Below are 12,765 nucleotides of genomic sequence, written 5' to 3'. Positions count from 1 at the left end.
GCGGGCACGGCCGAACTTGCCGCATGAAGACGTTGTGGCGAAGGTCGGAACCGGTCTTTGATGCCGACAGTCTACCCCAACGGGAACCGGGAACGGCCATGCCGATATTCGAGAATGGTCCTGTGCGGATCCACTACGAGGAGGCCGGCTCCGGCTTTCCGCTGCTGGTCATTCCGGGCGGCGGGCTGAACGCCACCATCGCCGGCCTCGCCACCCACGCCTTCGACCCGCTGGAGGCGCTCAGCGACGGCTACCGCGTGATCGCGCTCGACCTGCGCAACGCCAATGGCGGGCAATCCGAGGGCCCGCTCGAGGTCGAGCGAACCTGGGACGGCTTCACCGACGACCAGCTCGGCCTGCTCGACCACCTCGGGATCGACCGCTTCCTGGTGATGGGCTTCTGCATCGGCGGCCCGATGATCTGGAACCTGCTGCGGCGCGCCGGCGACCGCGTCGTGGCGGCGGTGCTGGTGCACCCGAGCGGCTACAGCCCGGCGTTCCCGGACATCTTCTACCGGAACAACATTGCCGGCTGGGGCCCCGAGTTCCGCGCCCGGCGCCCCGATGTGAGCATGGAGCAGATCGCCGCGTTCCTCGACAGCATGTACACGAAGCGGGCGGATTTCGTGTTCACCGTCGACCGCGACTTCGTGCGCGGCTGCACCACGCCGGTGCTGGTCCTGCCCGACGACATCCCGGCGCATCCCTACGCGACCGCGATGGAGACCGCCCTGCTGGCGCCGAACGCCCAGGTCAGCCTGTATCCCTGGAAGGAGAACGCCCGGAAGATCGAGCTGGCGCTGCGCCATATCCGGGGGTTCCTGGCGCAGAACGCCGGGGCGGAGGCGGGGTAGCGGACGTCCTCACCTCCGATCTCGCCGACAATGCGATCAACTCCGACCCTCCGATGAGAGATGCATGATCCGTCACCAGCGAATCTCGGTGACAGTGCATCAAACTCCAAAATTCAAACGAGAGATAAATGCACTGTCACCGAGATTCGAGATTCACACTGTCACCGAGATTCCGAGATAAACGTAGCGCACGACGGCCCTCCTTCGCCGAGGCTTCGGAGGGCATCCTGCTTCGCATTCGGGGAAGGTCAAAGTCCTGCGTAGCGCAGAGCGCGAAGCAGGATGGCGGAGGGGATGGGATTCGAACCCACGATAGGTTGTTACACCTATAACGGTTTAGCAAACCGCCGCCTTCAGCCTCTCGGCCACCCCTCCGCCGGGAGAGGACATCCGGCGCCGGGAAGCCCGACGCCGCACGGCGTATGCGCGCCCCTTCTACGGGCCGGAGGTTCCCCGCGTCAAGGACCCTGAACGGGGCTCCCCCGCGCCCCGTCGAGAGCGATTATCCGTCCAGCGCCTGGGTCAGGTCGTCGATCAGGTCCTGGGCGTGCTCGATGCCGACCGCCAGCCGGATCAGGTCGTCCGGCACCGGCGTCCCCGGCCCCTCGGTCGAGGCCCGGTGCTCGGCCAGGCTCTCGGTGCCGCCGAGCGAGGTGGCGCTGTGCCACACCGTCATCCGCCGCATCGCCGCCAGCGCCGCCGCCTCGCCGCCGGCGACCCGGATCGACAGGATGCCGCTGAAGCCGCCCTGCATCTGCCGGGCCGCGATCGCGTGGCCGGGATGCTCGGGCAGGCCCGGGTACAGCACGTGGCTGACCTTCGGGTGCCGCGCCATCGCCTCGGCGACCGCCATGGCGTTCTCGCAGGCCTTGCGCACCCGGATGTGCAGGGTGCGCATGCCGCGCAGCAGCAGCCACGCCTCGTGCGGGCCCATCACCGTGCCGAAATCGCGCCGCACCTGCTCGATGCGCTCCCACCACTCGTCCTTGCGCGCGGTCACCAGGGCGCCGGCCAGCACGTCGCTGTGGCCGTTCAGGAACTTGGTCGCCGAGTGCATGACCAGGTCGGCACCGTGCTCCAGCGGCCGGGTCAGCACCGGCGTCGCCACCGTGCTGTCGACCGCCAGCCGGGCGCCGGCGGCATGGGCGATCTCGGCGGCCGCGGCCAGGTCGACGATGCCCCACAGCGGGTTGGCCGGGGTCTCGACCCACACCAGCCTGGTCTTGCCCGGCCGCATGGCGGCGCGCAGCGCGTCCAGGTCCTCGGCCTCGACGAACTCGACGTCCAGGCCCCAGCGGGTGGCGAAGGTCAGCAGCCAGCGCCGGATGCCCCAGTACATGACGTTCTGCACGACCACGTGGTCGCCCGGCGCCAGCGCCATGAACGGCGCCGTCACCGCCGACATACCCGACGCCAGCACCAGCGCGTCCTCGCCGCCCTCCAGGCGCTGGATCAGGGATTCGACCTGGGTGTAGCTCGGGTTGTCGTTGCGGCTGTAGCTGAAGCCCGGGCCGCCGGCCGGGCCGATGCCACCGGGCACCCGTTCGTAGGTGGTCGCGTAATGGACCGGCGGAACCAGCGACTTGTGTTCCGGGTCGACGAAGCCGAGCGCCTGGGCGGCAAGGGTCTCGGGCGCGAGATCGTGGTTCCGGGTCATCGAGCGGGTCCTGAAGTCGGTTGCGATTGGGTAAGCGGACTGAAATAGGCGTCGGCGCGCAGGAAGGCGGCCAGCCGGGCGCGCATCACCAGGGAACGGTCGGCCTCGACGGCTCCGACCAGCAGCGCCGCCTGCGGCGCGATCCCGTGCTCGGCCAGCAGCTCGTGCACGGCCGCCGCGACCGCCAGCGGGTTGCGGGCCAGCCGCCAGCCGTCGAGCCGCCCTCCGGCGGCATCGCGCAGCGCCTGCAACCGGACCTCGGCGTAGCCGTCACGGTCGATCCCGGCCGCCAGCAGCTTCGGCTTGCCCAGACTACGCAGCCGCTCGGCCGCGCCGGGGGCCGCCAGCGCGTCGAGGGTGAACACGATGGCCGACGGCGCCCGGCCGCACTCCATCATGATCGAGCTGATCTGGCGATAGGTCAGGCCGAGCTCGGCGGCGCGGCGCAGCCGCAGCTTCACGACCTCCGGCGCCGGCGTCTTCCAGGCCTCGGCGTGCGCCTTCTTCCAGACGTGCAGTCCCCAGCGGGTGGCCATCGGCGGGCCGTTGTTGTGGCCGATGCCGATCGGCACGACCGCGGCGAGCGGCCGGCCGCGGAGCCGGGCCCGCATGCTCGGCCCCGCCGGCCCACCCCCGGGCCCGCTCACCGACAACGGTCTCGCTCTTGACGCCGACCGCATTGCGGTCTCCACTAAAGGAATGATGATTTCCTCTATAGAGGATGCCGAAACCGCTGTCGATGGCGACCTGGACCTGCGGGCGATCGGCGAGCGGGTCCGGCGCCTGCGCAAGGGCCGCGGCGACACGCTGGCGACGCTGGCGGCGCGCGCCGGCCTCAGCGTCAGCATGCTGTCGGCGGTCGAGCGCGGCGAGAAGGCCGCGACCGTGCTGGTCCTGCACCGGATCGCCGGGGCGCTTTCCACCACCATCGCCCGGCTGGTCGAGGAGGAGTCGCCGGTGCGGGCGACGATCCTGCCGCGCGACCGCCAGGCGGTGATCCCCGGCGAAGGCGGCTGGACCCGCCGGATCGTGTCGCCGGTGGTGCCGGGCATCGAGTTCGAGATGATGGTCACCACCCTGCCGCCGGGGATCGACGCCGGCGAATACGACCCGCACCCGGCCGGCAGTCACGAGTACCTGCTGGTGCTCGAGGGTGAACTGACCCTGACGCTGGACGGGGTCGAGCACCGGCTGGCGGCCGGCGACGCCATCCACCACGACGGCCATTGCCGGCACGGCTATCGCAACGACGGCGACACGGCGTGCCGCTACGTGCTGGCGATGACCGAAGCCCCGCGGCGCCGACCCTAGTCGATGTACGCCGGCAGGCGGCGGAGCTGGGTCTCGGTGAGGTCGGAGCGAACCGCCGCCCTGCCGCTCGGCACCAGGGATTCCGCCGGCACCGCGACACGGTGCGCGCCGAATCCGAGGAAGCCGCCCAGGCGGAGCACCGCCCTGGGGCCGACCCGTGGCCCCTCGACGACCTTCTCGACCTCGCCGACGATCTCGCCCCCGGCCGACACCACCTTCGCCCCCTCCAGCTGCACGGACAGGGCCTCCGTCGATCCCGACTTCAGGCCGACCGCCGCGGCCGGCTGTCCCTGCGCCCACGGGGTCGCCGGGGGCCCGGCCGGGACCGGCCCCGCGCCCGCCATCCACGCCGCCACGGCCAGCGCGGCGGCCAGGGCCGGAGCAGGAATTGTCGGCGTGCACGACATGGTCAACCTCCACGGATGGCGTCCCGGGCGCGGCGGACTCCGTCCCCCGGCTACCCGTACAACCCCGCAGGCCCCCCGGGGTTCCGCCGGCCGACCGCGGCGCCCCTCCCCCTGCCGACCGTATCCCGGCACCGACGCAAAAAAACGGCACCGCCGGCGGCGGTGCCGTTGAAGGACCGACGGGCCGATCGTTCGGTGCTGCGACGGGAGGGACGCTGTCGCAGGCCGATGGCGGTCCGGAACGACGATGGCACGTCCCGGAAGTTCGATCGGCGCGTCGGCTGGGGGACCGGTCAGGCGTGGGCGCCGCAGTCGCTGCAGCCGAGCCGCACGGTGGCGCGGCGCCCGAGGGCGTCGTTGGCGGTCCGCAGGAGCCACCGCCCGAAGGACGCGAAGCCGTCGCGAACGGCGCGGCCGTGCAGGGCGCGGCCCCGGCGGACCAGGATGGCGATGTCAGCCGTCGAGAGTGTGGCGGTCGAGTGTGTCGTCGTACGGGTCATGTCTGCCTCCTTTGAACGGAAGGCGGGGCGTCGGCCGAACGGTCCCGTCTGAACTGAGTTGGAAGGTAAACCCTTTATTCGTGACGGATAATGGGATACGATGCGATCTCATTCATGCCTTCAAAGAATGAATAACAAAAAAGTCTGGGGGGAGGATCGCCTGTGGACGTGTTGACTGGAATGACAATCTTCGTGGCGGTCGTGGAGAACAGCAGCCTCGCCGGGGCCGCGCGGCACATGAACCTGTCGCCGTCGGTGGTGTCGAAGCAGCTCTCCGCGCTCGAGGACCGCCTCGGGGTCCGGCTTCTGAACCGCACCACCAGGCGGGTCAGCCTGACCGAGGTCGGCGCCGCCTACTACGAGCGCTGCAAGCGCATCCTCGCCGACGTCGACGAGGCCGAGGCCGCAGTCTCCACCGCTCACAGCTCGCCGCGCGGCCTGCTGAAGATCACCGCGCCGTCGACCTTCGCGCACCGCCACGTCGCCCCGCACCTGCCCGGCTTCATGGACCGCAACCCGGAGGTCCAGATCCAGATGCTGGTCGCCGACCGGCTGGTCGACCTGGTCGAGGAAGGCGTCGACCTGGCGATCCGCATCGCCCAGCTCAAGGATTCATCGCTGATCGCCCGCAAGCTGGCGCCGAACCACCGCAAGCTGGTCGCCGCCCCGGAATACCTGGCGAAATGGGGCACGCCGACCCGCCCGGAAGAGGTCAACGACCACGCGCTCATCACCCTGCAGCCGGGCAGCCCGATCAACGACTGGCACTTCGTGGTGGACGGCCAGGAAGCCGTGATCCGGGCCCGCGGCACGATCTCGACCAACCACGGCGACTCGATCCTGGCGCTGGCGCTGTCCGGCGCCGGGCTCGCCATGCTGGCGGCCCATGTGGTCGGCGAGCACATCAAGTCGGGCCGGCTGGTCCCGGTGCTGGACGAGTACGTGCGCGAGGACGTGCCGATCTACGCCGTCTACCCGTCGAACCGGCATCTGTCGCCGAAGGTCCGGGCGTTCGTCGACTATCTGGTCGAGGTCTACGGGCCGCGCCCGTACTGGCTCGACTACATGAACGGCGCCCAGGCATCGAGCGACGCCGCCGACTGACCCCGGCGCTCAGCCGGCCAGCTCGGCGTTCAGCGCGGTCAGGACCGCGGTGGTCAGCAGCCCGAACACCAGGGTGAACAGCAGGTTCGGACCGAACGCCAGGCCGAGCGGCCGCACCCGGAACATCTGGGCCGCGGTGATCAGCGACAGCGAGCTGATCGAGTTCATCGAGCCGAGCCCCCAGCCGAACAGCATGGCCAGCATCAGCGGCAGGTCGGCGATCGCCAGCCCGGAGCCGGCGAACGCCGCCATCATGACGGTGCCGGTGATCATCGGGTGCATGCCGACCAGGGCGAAGGCGATCATCGAGCCCGACGTCACCCCGAACGCCGCCCAGGGCGGCAGGTGGGCGGCGATCCACGGCGCCACCGCCTCGCGGATCGGCGGCGCGGTCTCCGCCAGGGTGCCGAGGATCATCGCCGCCGACACCACCGCCAGGTCGTCGCCGAGCCGCCCCATGGCGTCCCGGGTCTCGGTAAGCACCGGAACCGCCCGGTGCGGCCGGACGGCGAAGTGCAGCACCGCGAGCGCCGGCATCACCACCAGCACCGCCCCCAGGGTCGAGACCGGCAGCAACTGGCTGGCGATCACCACCAGCGCTGCGGCCCCGCCCATCGGCAGCGCGATCGGCGCCAGGCAGCCGAGGCCGGCCCGCACCCCCTCGATCGACAGCGGCCGCGCGAACAGCGCCAGCGCGATCGCGTGCCCGGCGGCCGCCAGCGCCCCCCCGAGTGCGAACACCTGCCACACCGGCACGTCGGGCAGATAGGTGTAGGCGACCGCGAACCCGACCAGGAACGGCGAGAACAGCGCCACGGTGTTCATGCCGCGCAGGGTGGCGAGCGCCGCCGCCCGGCGGGTCGGCTCCGGCGCGTCGTCGGGCACCACCGCGCTCATCAGCGCGAACGCGCCGGTGGTCAGCACGCTGCCGAAGGCGTGCGCCCCGAACAGCAGGCCGATCCCGGCCCAGCGCAGCGGCAGGGTCGCGATCCGGTGCTGGGCGACCCGCACCGAGCGCATGCCGCGTGCCACCGCCCGGGTCAGCGACAGCGTCGGCAGCAGGGCCGCGAACACCAGGCTGCGGTCCAGGCCGTGCAGGATCTGCCCGGGATCGCCGCCGAACAGCAGCAGCAGTCCGCCGAGCGCGGCGATCAGGCCGACCACCAACCAGGTCTCGCGCCGGGCGTCCAGCAGCGACAGCACCACCAGCAGGCCGAGCGCCGTCGAGGCCGCGGCGTGCAGCCAGTCGAGGTCGACCCAGAGCAGGACGAAGGCGGCGGCCCAGATCGCCAGGAGCACCGGCGGGCGCCACCGCCGGTTAAGGGCGGCGATTGTCATCGGGCCGACGGTCGCGCACTGTCGTGGGCAAAGCAACGATCCAGACGGAGGAGACACCGATGACCGGCCGGTTGCAGGACAGGATCGCCCTGGTGATGGGGGCCGGATCGTCCGGTCCCGGATGGGGCAACGGCAAGGCGACCGCCGTCACCTTCGCCCGCGCGGGTGCCAAGGTGGTGTGCGTCGACGTCGTCGCGGCGGCCGCCGAGGAGACCGCCGGGATCATCGAGGCCGAGGGCGGCACCGCGGTGGCCCGCACCTGCGACGTCACCGACTCGGCGGCGGTGAAGGCGGTGGTCGACGATACCGTGGCACGCTGGGGACGCGTCGACGTCCTGCAGAACAACGTCGGCATCGCCAAGATGGGCGGTCCGATCGAACTCGACGAGGCCGACTGGCAGCGGGTGATGGACGTCAACCTGACCAGCGTGTTCCTGACCTGCAAGCACGTGCTGCCGGTCATGCTGGCGCAGGGCAAGGGCGCGATCGTGAACGTCTCGTCGGTCGCCGCGATCCGCTGGGTCGGCTACCCGTACGCCTCCTACTACGCCTCCAAGGGCGGGCTGAACCAGTTCACCTGCGGCCTCGCCCTGCAGTATGCGGCCCAGGGCATCCGGGCGAACGTGATCATGCCCGGGCTGATGGACACGCCGCTGATCCGCAGCCAGATCGCCGGCCAGTACGCCGACGTCGAGAGCATGATCCGCGAGCGCGACGCGCTGTCGCCGACCGGCAGGATGGGCGACGCCTGGGACGTCGCCAACGCCGCCCTGTTCCTGGCCTCCGACGAGGCCAAGTACGTCAACGGCGTCTGCCTGCCGGTCGACGGCGGACACCACCTCAAGATCGGCTAGAACCAGCGGCTGCAGATGATAGAGTGCTTTCGACTCAATTGTTCTCGAGGATCGGCTACATGAGCGACCAGGAACGGCCGGGCGGGTCTCACGGCGACATCAAGGTCGTCGTCGACCCGCAGTGCGCGGAGATCTTCGTCGACGGCGTGATCGGGGCGACCGTGCGCGACGGCATCGTGCGCATGAACCTCGTCAACATGCGATCGACCCCGGACGGTCACGCGCAGGAGCACGCGGTCGTCGGCCGGCTGATCCTGTCGCGGTCGGCGGTCCGCAACCTGCACAACGCGCTGGGCCAGGTCATGCAGGGGCTTTTCCGCCGCGGGGACCGCTCGGCGGCAGCGTCCCCGGACGTGACTGAGGAATAGGCCCCGGGCGCTCCGTCAGCGTGCCGACGACCTGACCAGTCCAGCCGCCCGATCGCCCACGGGGGACAGTTCCGCCTCGATCCGTGCAAGGACCCCGGCGAGCTCGGTCTCGACCGCGTGCATCGCCACCGCAACCGCATGGGCCTGCGGGTCGGCGGCCGTGCACAACGTCTCGAGTTCGCCGGCGGCCGCGGCCAGGGTGCGCATGCGGAGATTGCCCGCCACTCCCTTGGCCTGATGTGCCAGCCGGCCGGCCTCGCGCCAGTCGCGCGCCGCCACCGCCCGCCTGATGCCCGACACCGCCGACGGCTGGGAACTCCGGAAGTCCCGCAGGATGCGCTCGGCGAAGGAACGGTCCGGAATCAGTTCCGCCAGTTCGCCGACGAACGACCGGCCCGAGCCCGCCGTCGCCCGGGCCGGCGGCTCCGGCGTGGTGCCGGGCCGCGCCCGCCAGCGAGCCAGGGCCGCGCAGAGCTTGCGGTGATCCAGCGGCTTGCCGACATGGTCGGACATGCCCGCTTCGAGGCAGGCCTCCACGTCCGCCGCCACCACATGCGCCGTCATCGCGATGATCGGCAGGGTCCGGCAGGCCGGCATCGACCGCAGCAGGCGCGTGGCGGTCAGGCCGTCCATCTCCGGCATCTGCACGTCCATCAGCACGGCGTCGTACGCGCCGGGCCCGTCCCCGACGATCCGCTCGACCGCCACCCGACCGTTCCCGGCCACGGTGACCTCGACGCCGGCCAGCCCCAGGACCGCGACTGCGAGCTCCTGGTTGATCTCGTTGTCCTCGACCAGCAGCACCCGCATGCCGTCGAGGTCGTGACGGGTCGGGGCGCCGGCCCCGGCGCCGGTCTCCCGGCGCTGCTCGCCGGCCGGGACGGCGGTGACCTCGAGCGGAATCCGGACGTGGAAGACGCTTCCAACCCCCTCCTCGCTGTCGGCCCAGATCTCGCCGCCCAGAAGATCGACGAGGTGCCGGCAGATCGACAGGCCGAGCCCGGTCCCGCCGAACCGCCGCGTGGTCGACGCATCGGCCTGCGTGAACGGCTGGAAGATGCGGCCGAGCTGTTCGGCCGACATGCCGATGCCGGTGTCGGAAACGCTGAAGTGAAAGACCGCGCGGCCCGCCGCCAACGGCTCGGACCGCACGGCGACCGTCACGTCGCCGGCATCGGTGAACTTGACGGCATTGCTGCACAGGTTGCTCAGCACCTGGGCCAGCCGCAAGGGGTCGCCGGTCACCTGAAGCGGCGTCGCGGGATCGATCGACAACCTCAGATCGATCGGTTTCCGGCGGCTTGCCGGGTCCAGCAGGTCGACCACGCCCTGGACGGTCTCGCCGAGGTCGAATGCCACGCTCTCCAGACGCAGGTTGCCGGACTCGATCTTCGAGAAGTCGAGGATGTCGTTGACGACGGCGTGCAACTGGTCCGAGGACTGCAGGATCTTCTTCAGGTAGTCGGCCTGGTCGCCGGAAACGCCGGTCGCGGCCAGCAGTTGCCCGAATCCGATGATGCCGTTGAGCGGGGTGCGGATCTCGTGGCTCATGTTGGCCAGGAACGCCGACTTCGCCTCGGCCGCGGCCTCGGCCTGGCGGCGCGCCTGTTCGAGCTCGCGCTCTCGCGTCTTCAGCTCGGTGATGTCGGCCCGGAACCGCACGATGCTGCCGTCCGCGGTCTCGGTTTCCTGGATCCGGAACCAGCGGCCGTCCGCCAGCCGCAGTTCGGCGGGCTTCCCCCAGTTCCGGTGGCGCGTCAGGACGGCCTGGGTGAAGATCTCCTCGCGCCCGACCGCTTCAGCGATGAGTCCGCGATCGATGACCGAGCGGATCAACTCCTCGAAGGTCTGCCCGACCCGGATCGGCAATCCGATATCTTCGTAGAACTCCGCGTAGACGGAGTTGAACAGCACGATCCTGTCGTCCGGATCGAACAGGCAGAAGCCGTCCCGCAGCGCCTCGATCGCTTCGCCGAGCCGCTGCCGCGCCTGGTCGGCCACCATCTGAGCCCGCTTGACGTCCGTGATGTCGGTCGTCACCGCGATCGTCGCGCCCTGCGACGTCCGCTGTTCCTGGATGAGCAGCCAGACGCCCCGCCCCCGCAGCAGCTCGAACGGCTCCCCGGGGTTGCGATGGCGCCGCAGCCGCTCGGCGATCCAGCCTTCCACGTCGTCGATGTTGCCGATCGAGGCCTCGTGCTCGGCCACCAGCCGGATATGATCCTCGAAGGTCGCCCCCGGCATGGTTTCCGGCGGCACGAAATGGTTGATCTCCCGGAACCGTCGGTTGCAGATCACCAGCCGGTCGTCCGGTCCCCAGAGCGCGAACGGCTCGGCTAGCTGCTCGATCGCCTCGCGGAGCATCCCGACCGTCCGCTCGGCGTCGACCTGCGCCGTGATGTCCATCGCCAGGCCGCGGTAGCCGAGGAAGGTTCCCTCGGCATCGAACATCGGCCGGCCGGAGGTCTTCATCCACTTCTCGCCGTCCGGCCCGCGACGCCGGAACACGAACCCGTCGAACGGCTCGTGCCGGTCGAGCGTCTCCTGATGCTCCTGCCAGACGTCGGGGTCGACCGCCTCCGGGAGACCGAGATCGCGGCGCGACTTGCCGTAGTGCCACTCCGGCGGCACGCCGGTGATCTGGCGGACGCTCTCCGACATGTAGACGAAGCGGTGCTCGGCATCGGTCTGCCAGAACCACCCGCCGGACGCTCGGGCGAAGTCCTCGAGGACCGCTCGGCTCTCGGGCATGCCCGGGCCGGCGTCCAGCCGTTCAGCCATCCACCGCCTCCCCCGTCGGAGCGGATTTCCGGGACTTGTGCGCCCAGGTTCCCGCTCCGCCGACCGGTTCACGGCGGACAGCTTCGGCGAAACGCCTTAACGATCCCTAAAAGCCCGGCGTTGCCCGACGATCCGGCGAGGCGCCTAAGCGGCCCGCGGCATCAGGGTCTCGATCAGTCGGGCCCAGAACGAGGCGCCGTGCGGCAGCGCCGCGTCGTTGAAGTCGTAGCCCGGGTTGTGGACCATGACCCCGCCGTCCTGGCCGGTGCCGTTGCCGAGGTTGACGTAGGCGCCGGGCCGCTCGTTCAGCATGAAGGCGAAATCCTCCGACCCCATGACCGGTGCCGGATCGGTGTCGACGTTCTCGGCCCCCAGCAGGTCGCACGCCACCGCCGCGCACTTCTCCACATGCTCGGCGTGGTTCGACAGCGGCGGGTAGCGGCGCTCGTAGCGGACGTCGACCGAGGCGTCGAACGCCGCGGCGACGTTGCGGCACAGCCGGCTCATGGTGGCCTCGGTACGGTCCTGCACCTCGGTCCGGAACGCCCGCACGGTGCCGCGCAGCACCACCTTCTCCGGGATCACGTTCCAGGTGTCGCCGCCGTGCACCTGGGTGATCGACACCACCACGCTGTCCAGCGGGTCGGTGTGCCGGCTGGCGATGGTCTGCAGCGCCTGCACGATGTGCGCCTGCACCACCACCGGGTCGATGGTGGTGTGCGGCCGGGCGGCGTGGCCGCCATAGCCGTGGATGGTGATCTCGAAGATGTCGAAGCCGGCCATCGCCGGGCCCGCGCGCATGCACATCTTGCCGAGCGCCAGGCCCGGCCGGTTGTGCATGCCGTACACCGCGTCGACCGGGAAGCGCTCGAACAGCCCCTCCTCGACCATCACCCTTCCGCCGCCCTCGTTCTCCTCGGCCGGCTGGAAGATCAGCACCGCGGTACCGTCGAAGTTCCGGGTCTCGGCCAGGTACTTGGCCGCCCCCAGCAGCATGGTGGTGTGGCCGTCGTGGCCGCAGGCGTGCATCTTGCCGGGGATGGTCGACGCCCACTCCTTGCCGGTGGTCTCGGTGATGTCGAGGGCGTCGAAGTCGGCGCGCAGCCCGATCGACCGCTCCGACGAGCCCTGGCCCTTGATGGTCGCGACGATGCCGGTCCTGGCGATGCCCCGCTCGATCCGGTCGACGCCGATCTCCGCCAGCCGGGCGGCGATGAAGTCCGAGGTCCAGACCTCCTCGAACGCGGTCTCCGGATGGGCGTGCATCTCGCGCCGCCAGCGGGTCATCTCCTCATGGAATTCGGCAATGCGGTTGAGGACGGGCATCGACGGGGTACTCCGGGGAAGGGCATGCGAACCGGTGGGGCGTGGAGCTTAGGCGCACCGGACCGGCCCCGGCAACGACGCATTCCGGTGGCCTGCACCCGTCGCCGGGCGGGTTCCGGCTCTTCGCGACAATGTCGCTCCGGCCGGAATGACGACAGGAGGAGGGACGCTGGCTCGATCTTCTTTCTCTGTCGTCATTCCGGACCGGACCGCCAGCGGCGGGACGGAGCCGGAACCCACCCGGCAACGGGCACCCGCCGAACGG

General features: G+C 70.6%; 12 protein-coding genes and 1 tRNA gene. 5 read left to right on the top strand and 8 right to left on the bottom strand.

Features of this window, described 5'->3' with window-relative positions:
• Positions 1-98 precede the first annotated feature (98 nt).
• A complete protein-coding gene (locus tag IE246_RS23045) occupies positions 99-854 on the top strand; it encodes an alpha/beta fold hydrolase (RefSeq protein WP_229837456.1) in 756 nt (251 codons plus the stop codon).
• 283 nt (positions 855-1,137) lie between these two features.
• Here the strand turns inward: IE246_RS23045 and IE246_RS23040 are convergent.
• The 3 genes from IE246_RS23040 to IE246_RS23030 all read right to left on the bottom strand — a co-directional run bounded on the left by IE246_RS23040 (position 1,138) and on the right by IE246_RS23030 (position 3,122).
• Positions 1,138-1,229: transfer RNA gene (locus tag IE246_RS23040), tRNA-Ser, on the bottom strand.
• Positions 1,230-1,356: 127 nt separating this feature from the next.
• Positions 1,357-2,511 carry a trans-sulfuration enzyme family protein gene (locus tag IE246_RS23035; RefSeq protein ID WP_189994123.1) on the bottom strand — a complete coding sequence of 385 codons (1,155 nt, stop codon included), beginning with the start codon at positions 2,509-2,511 and terminating at the stop codon, positions 1,357-1,359.
• Positions 2,508-3,122, bottom strand: a complete 615-nt coding sequence (locus tag IE246_RS23030) for a hypothetical protein (RefSeq protein ID WP_189994121.1) — start codon at positions 3,120-3,122, stop codon at positions 2,508-2,510. The genes IE246_RS23035 and IE246_RS23030 overlap by 4 nt, the downstream gene beginning before the upstream one ends.
• Positions 3,123-3,213: 91 nt before the next feature.
• Between IE246_RS23030 and IE246_RS23025 the strand changes: the two genes are divergently transcribed.
• A complete protein-coding gene (locus IE246_RS23025) occupies positions 3,214-3,822 on the top strand; it encodes a helix-turn-helix domain-containing protein (RefSeq protein WP_189994118.1) in 609 nt (202 codons plus the stop codon).
• Here IE246_RS23025 and IE246_RS23020 read toward each other — a convergent pair.
• Together IE246_RS23020 and IE246_RS23015 are read right to left on the bottom strand one after the other, a co-directional pair.
• Positions 3,819-4,229, bottom strand: coding sequence for a PRC-barrel domain-containing protein (locus IE246_RS23020; RefSeq protein WP_189994115.1), 411 nt, complete (start codon positions 4,227-4,229; stop codon positions 3,819-3,821). The two genes, IE246_RS23025 and IE246_RS23020, sit on opposite strands and share 4 nt — an antisense overlap.
• Before the next feature lie 293 nt (positions 4,230-4,522).
• The gene (locus IE246_RS23015; protein ID WP_189994114.1) at positions 4,523-4,729 is read right to left on the bottom strand and encodes a hypothetical protein; all 207 of its coding nucleotides are present in this window, start codon (positions 4,727-4,729) and stop codon (positions 4,523-4,525) included.
• 180 nt (positions 4,730-4,909) lie between these two features.
• Between IE246_RS23015 and IE246_RS23010 the strand changes: the two genes are divergently transcribed.
• The gene (locus IE246_RS23010) at positions 4,910-5,833 is read left to right on the top strand and encodes a LysR family transcriptional regulator (RefSeq protein WP_229837455.1); all 924 of its coding nucleotides are present in this window, start codon (positions 4,910-4,912) and stop codon (positions 5,831-5,833) included.
• 9 nt (positions 5,834-5,842) lie between these two features.
• Here IE246_RS23010 and IE246_RS23005 read toward each other — a convergent pair whose 3' ends face one another.
• Positions 5,843-7,132: a hypothetical protein gene (locus tag IE246_RS23005; RefSeq protein WP_189994110.1), complete on the bottom strand. Its 1,290-nt coding sequence runs from the start codon at positions 7,130-7,132 to the stop codon at positions 5,843-5,845.
• 98 nt (positions 7,133-7,230) lie between these two features.
• Here IE246_RS23005 and IE246_RS23000 point away from each other — a divergent pair, with 98 nt between their 5' ends.
• Both IE246_RS23000 and IE246_RS22995 read left to right on the top strand, forming a co-directional pair.
• Positions 7,231-8,025: an SDR family NAD(P)-dependent oxidoreductase gene (locus IE246_RS23000; protein ID WP_189994108.1), complete on the top strand. Its 795-nt coding sequence runs from the start codon at positions 7,231-7,233 to the stop codon at positions 8,023-8,025.
• A gap of 59 nt (positions 8,026-8,084) precedes the next feature.
• Entirely contained in the window at positions 8,085-8,393 is a 309-nt protein-coding gene (locus tag IE246_RS22995; protein WP_189994106.1) for a hypothetical protein, read from the top strand.
• Between the two features lie 15 nt (positions 8,394-8,408).
• Here the strand turns inward: IE246_RS22995 and IE246_RS22990 are convergent, their stop codons facing one another.
• Both IE246_RS22990 and IE246_RS22985 read right to left on the bottom strand, forming a co-directional pair.
• Positions 8,409-11,174, bottom strand: a complete 2,766-nt coding sequence (locus tag IE246_RS22990; protein WP_189994104.1) for an ATP-binding protein — start codon at positions 11,172-11,174, stop codon at positions 8,409-8,411.
• Positions 11,175-11,318: 144 nt separating this feature from the next.
• Complete coding sequence (locus IE246_RS22985) at positions 11,319-12,500, bottom strand: M20 aminoacylase family protein (RefSeq protein WP_189994102.1); 1,182 nt, start codon at positions 12,498-12,500, stop codon at positions 11,319-11,321.
• Between the last annotated feature and the right edge of the window lie 265 nt (positions 12,501-12,765).

Source organism: Thalassobaculum fulvum, from assembly GCF_014652915.1.
Taxonomy (GTDB): domain Bacteria; phylum Pseudomonadota; class Alphaproteobacteria; order Thalassobaculales; family Thalassobaculaceae; genus Thalassobaculum_A; species Thalassobaculum_A fulvum.
Note: the sequence above shows the minus strand (reverse complement) of the source record. Positions and strands in the feature narration are given on the sequence as shown.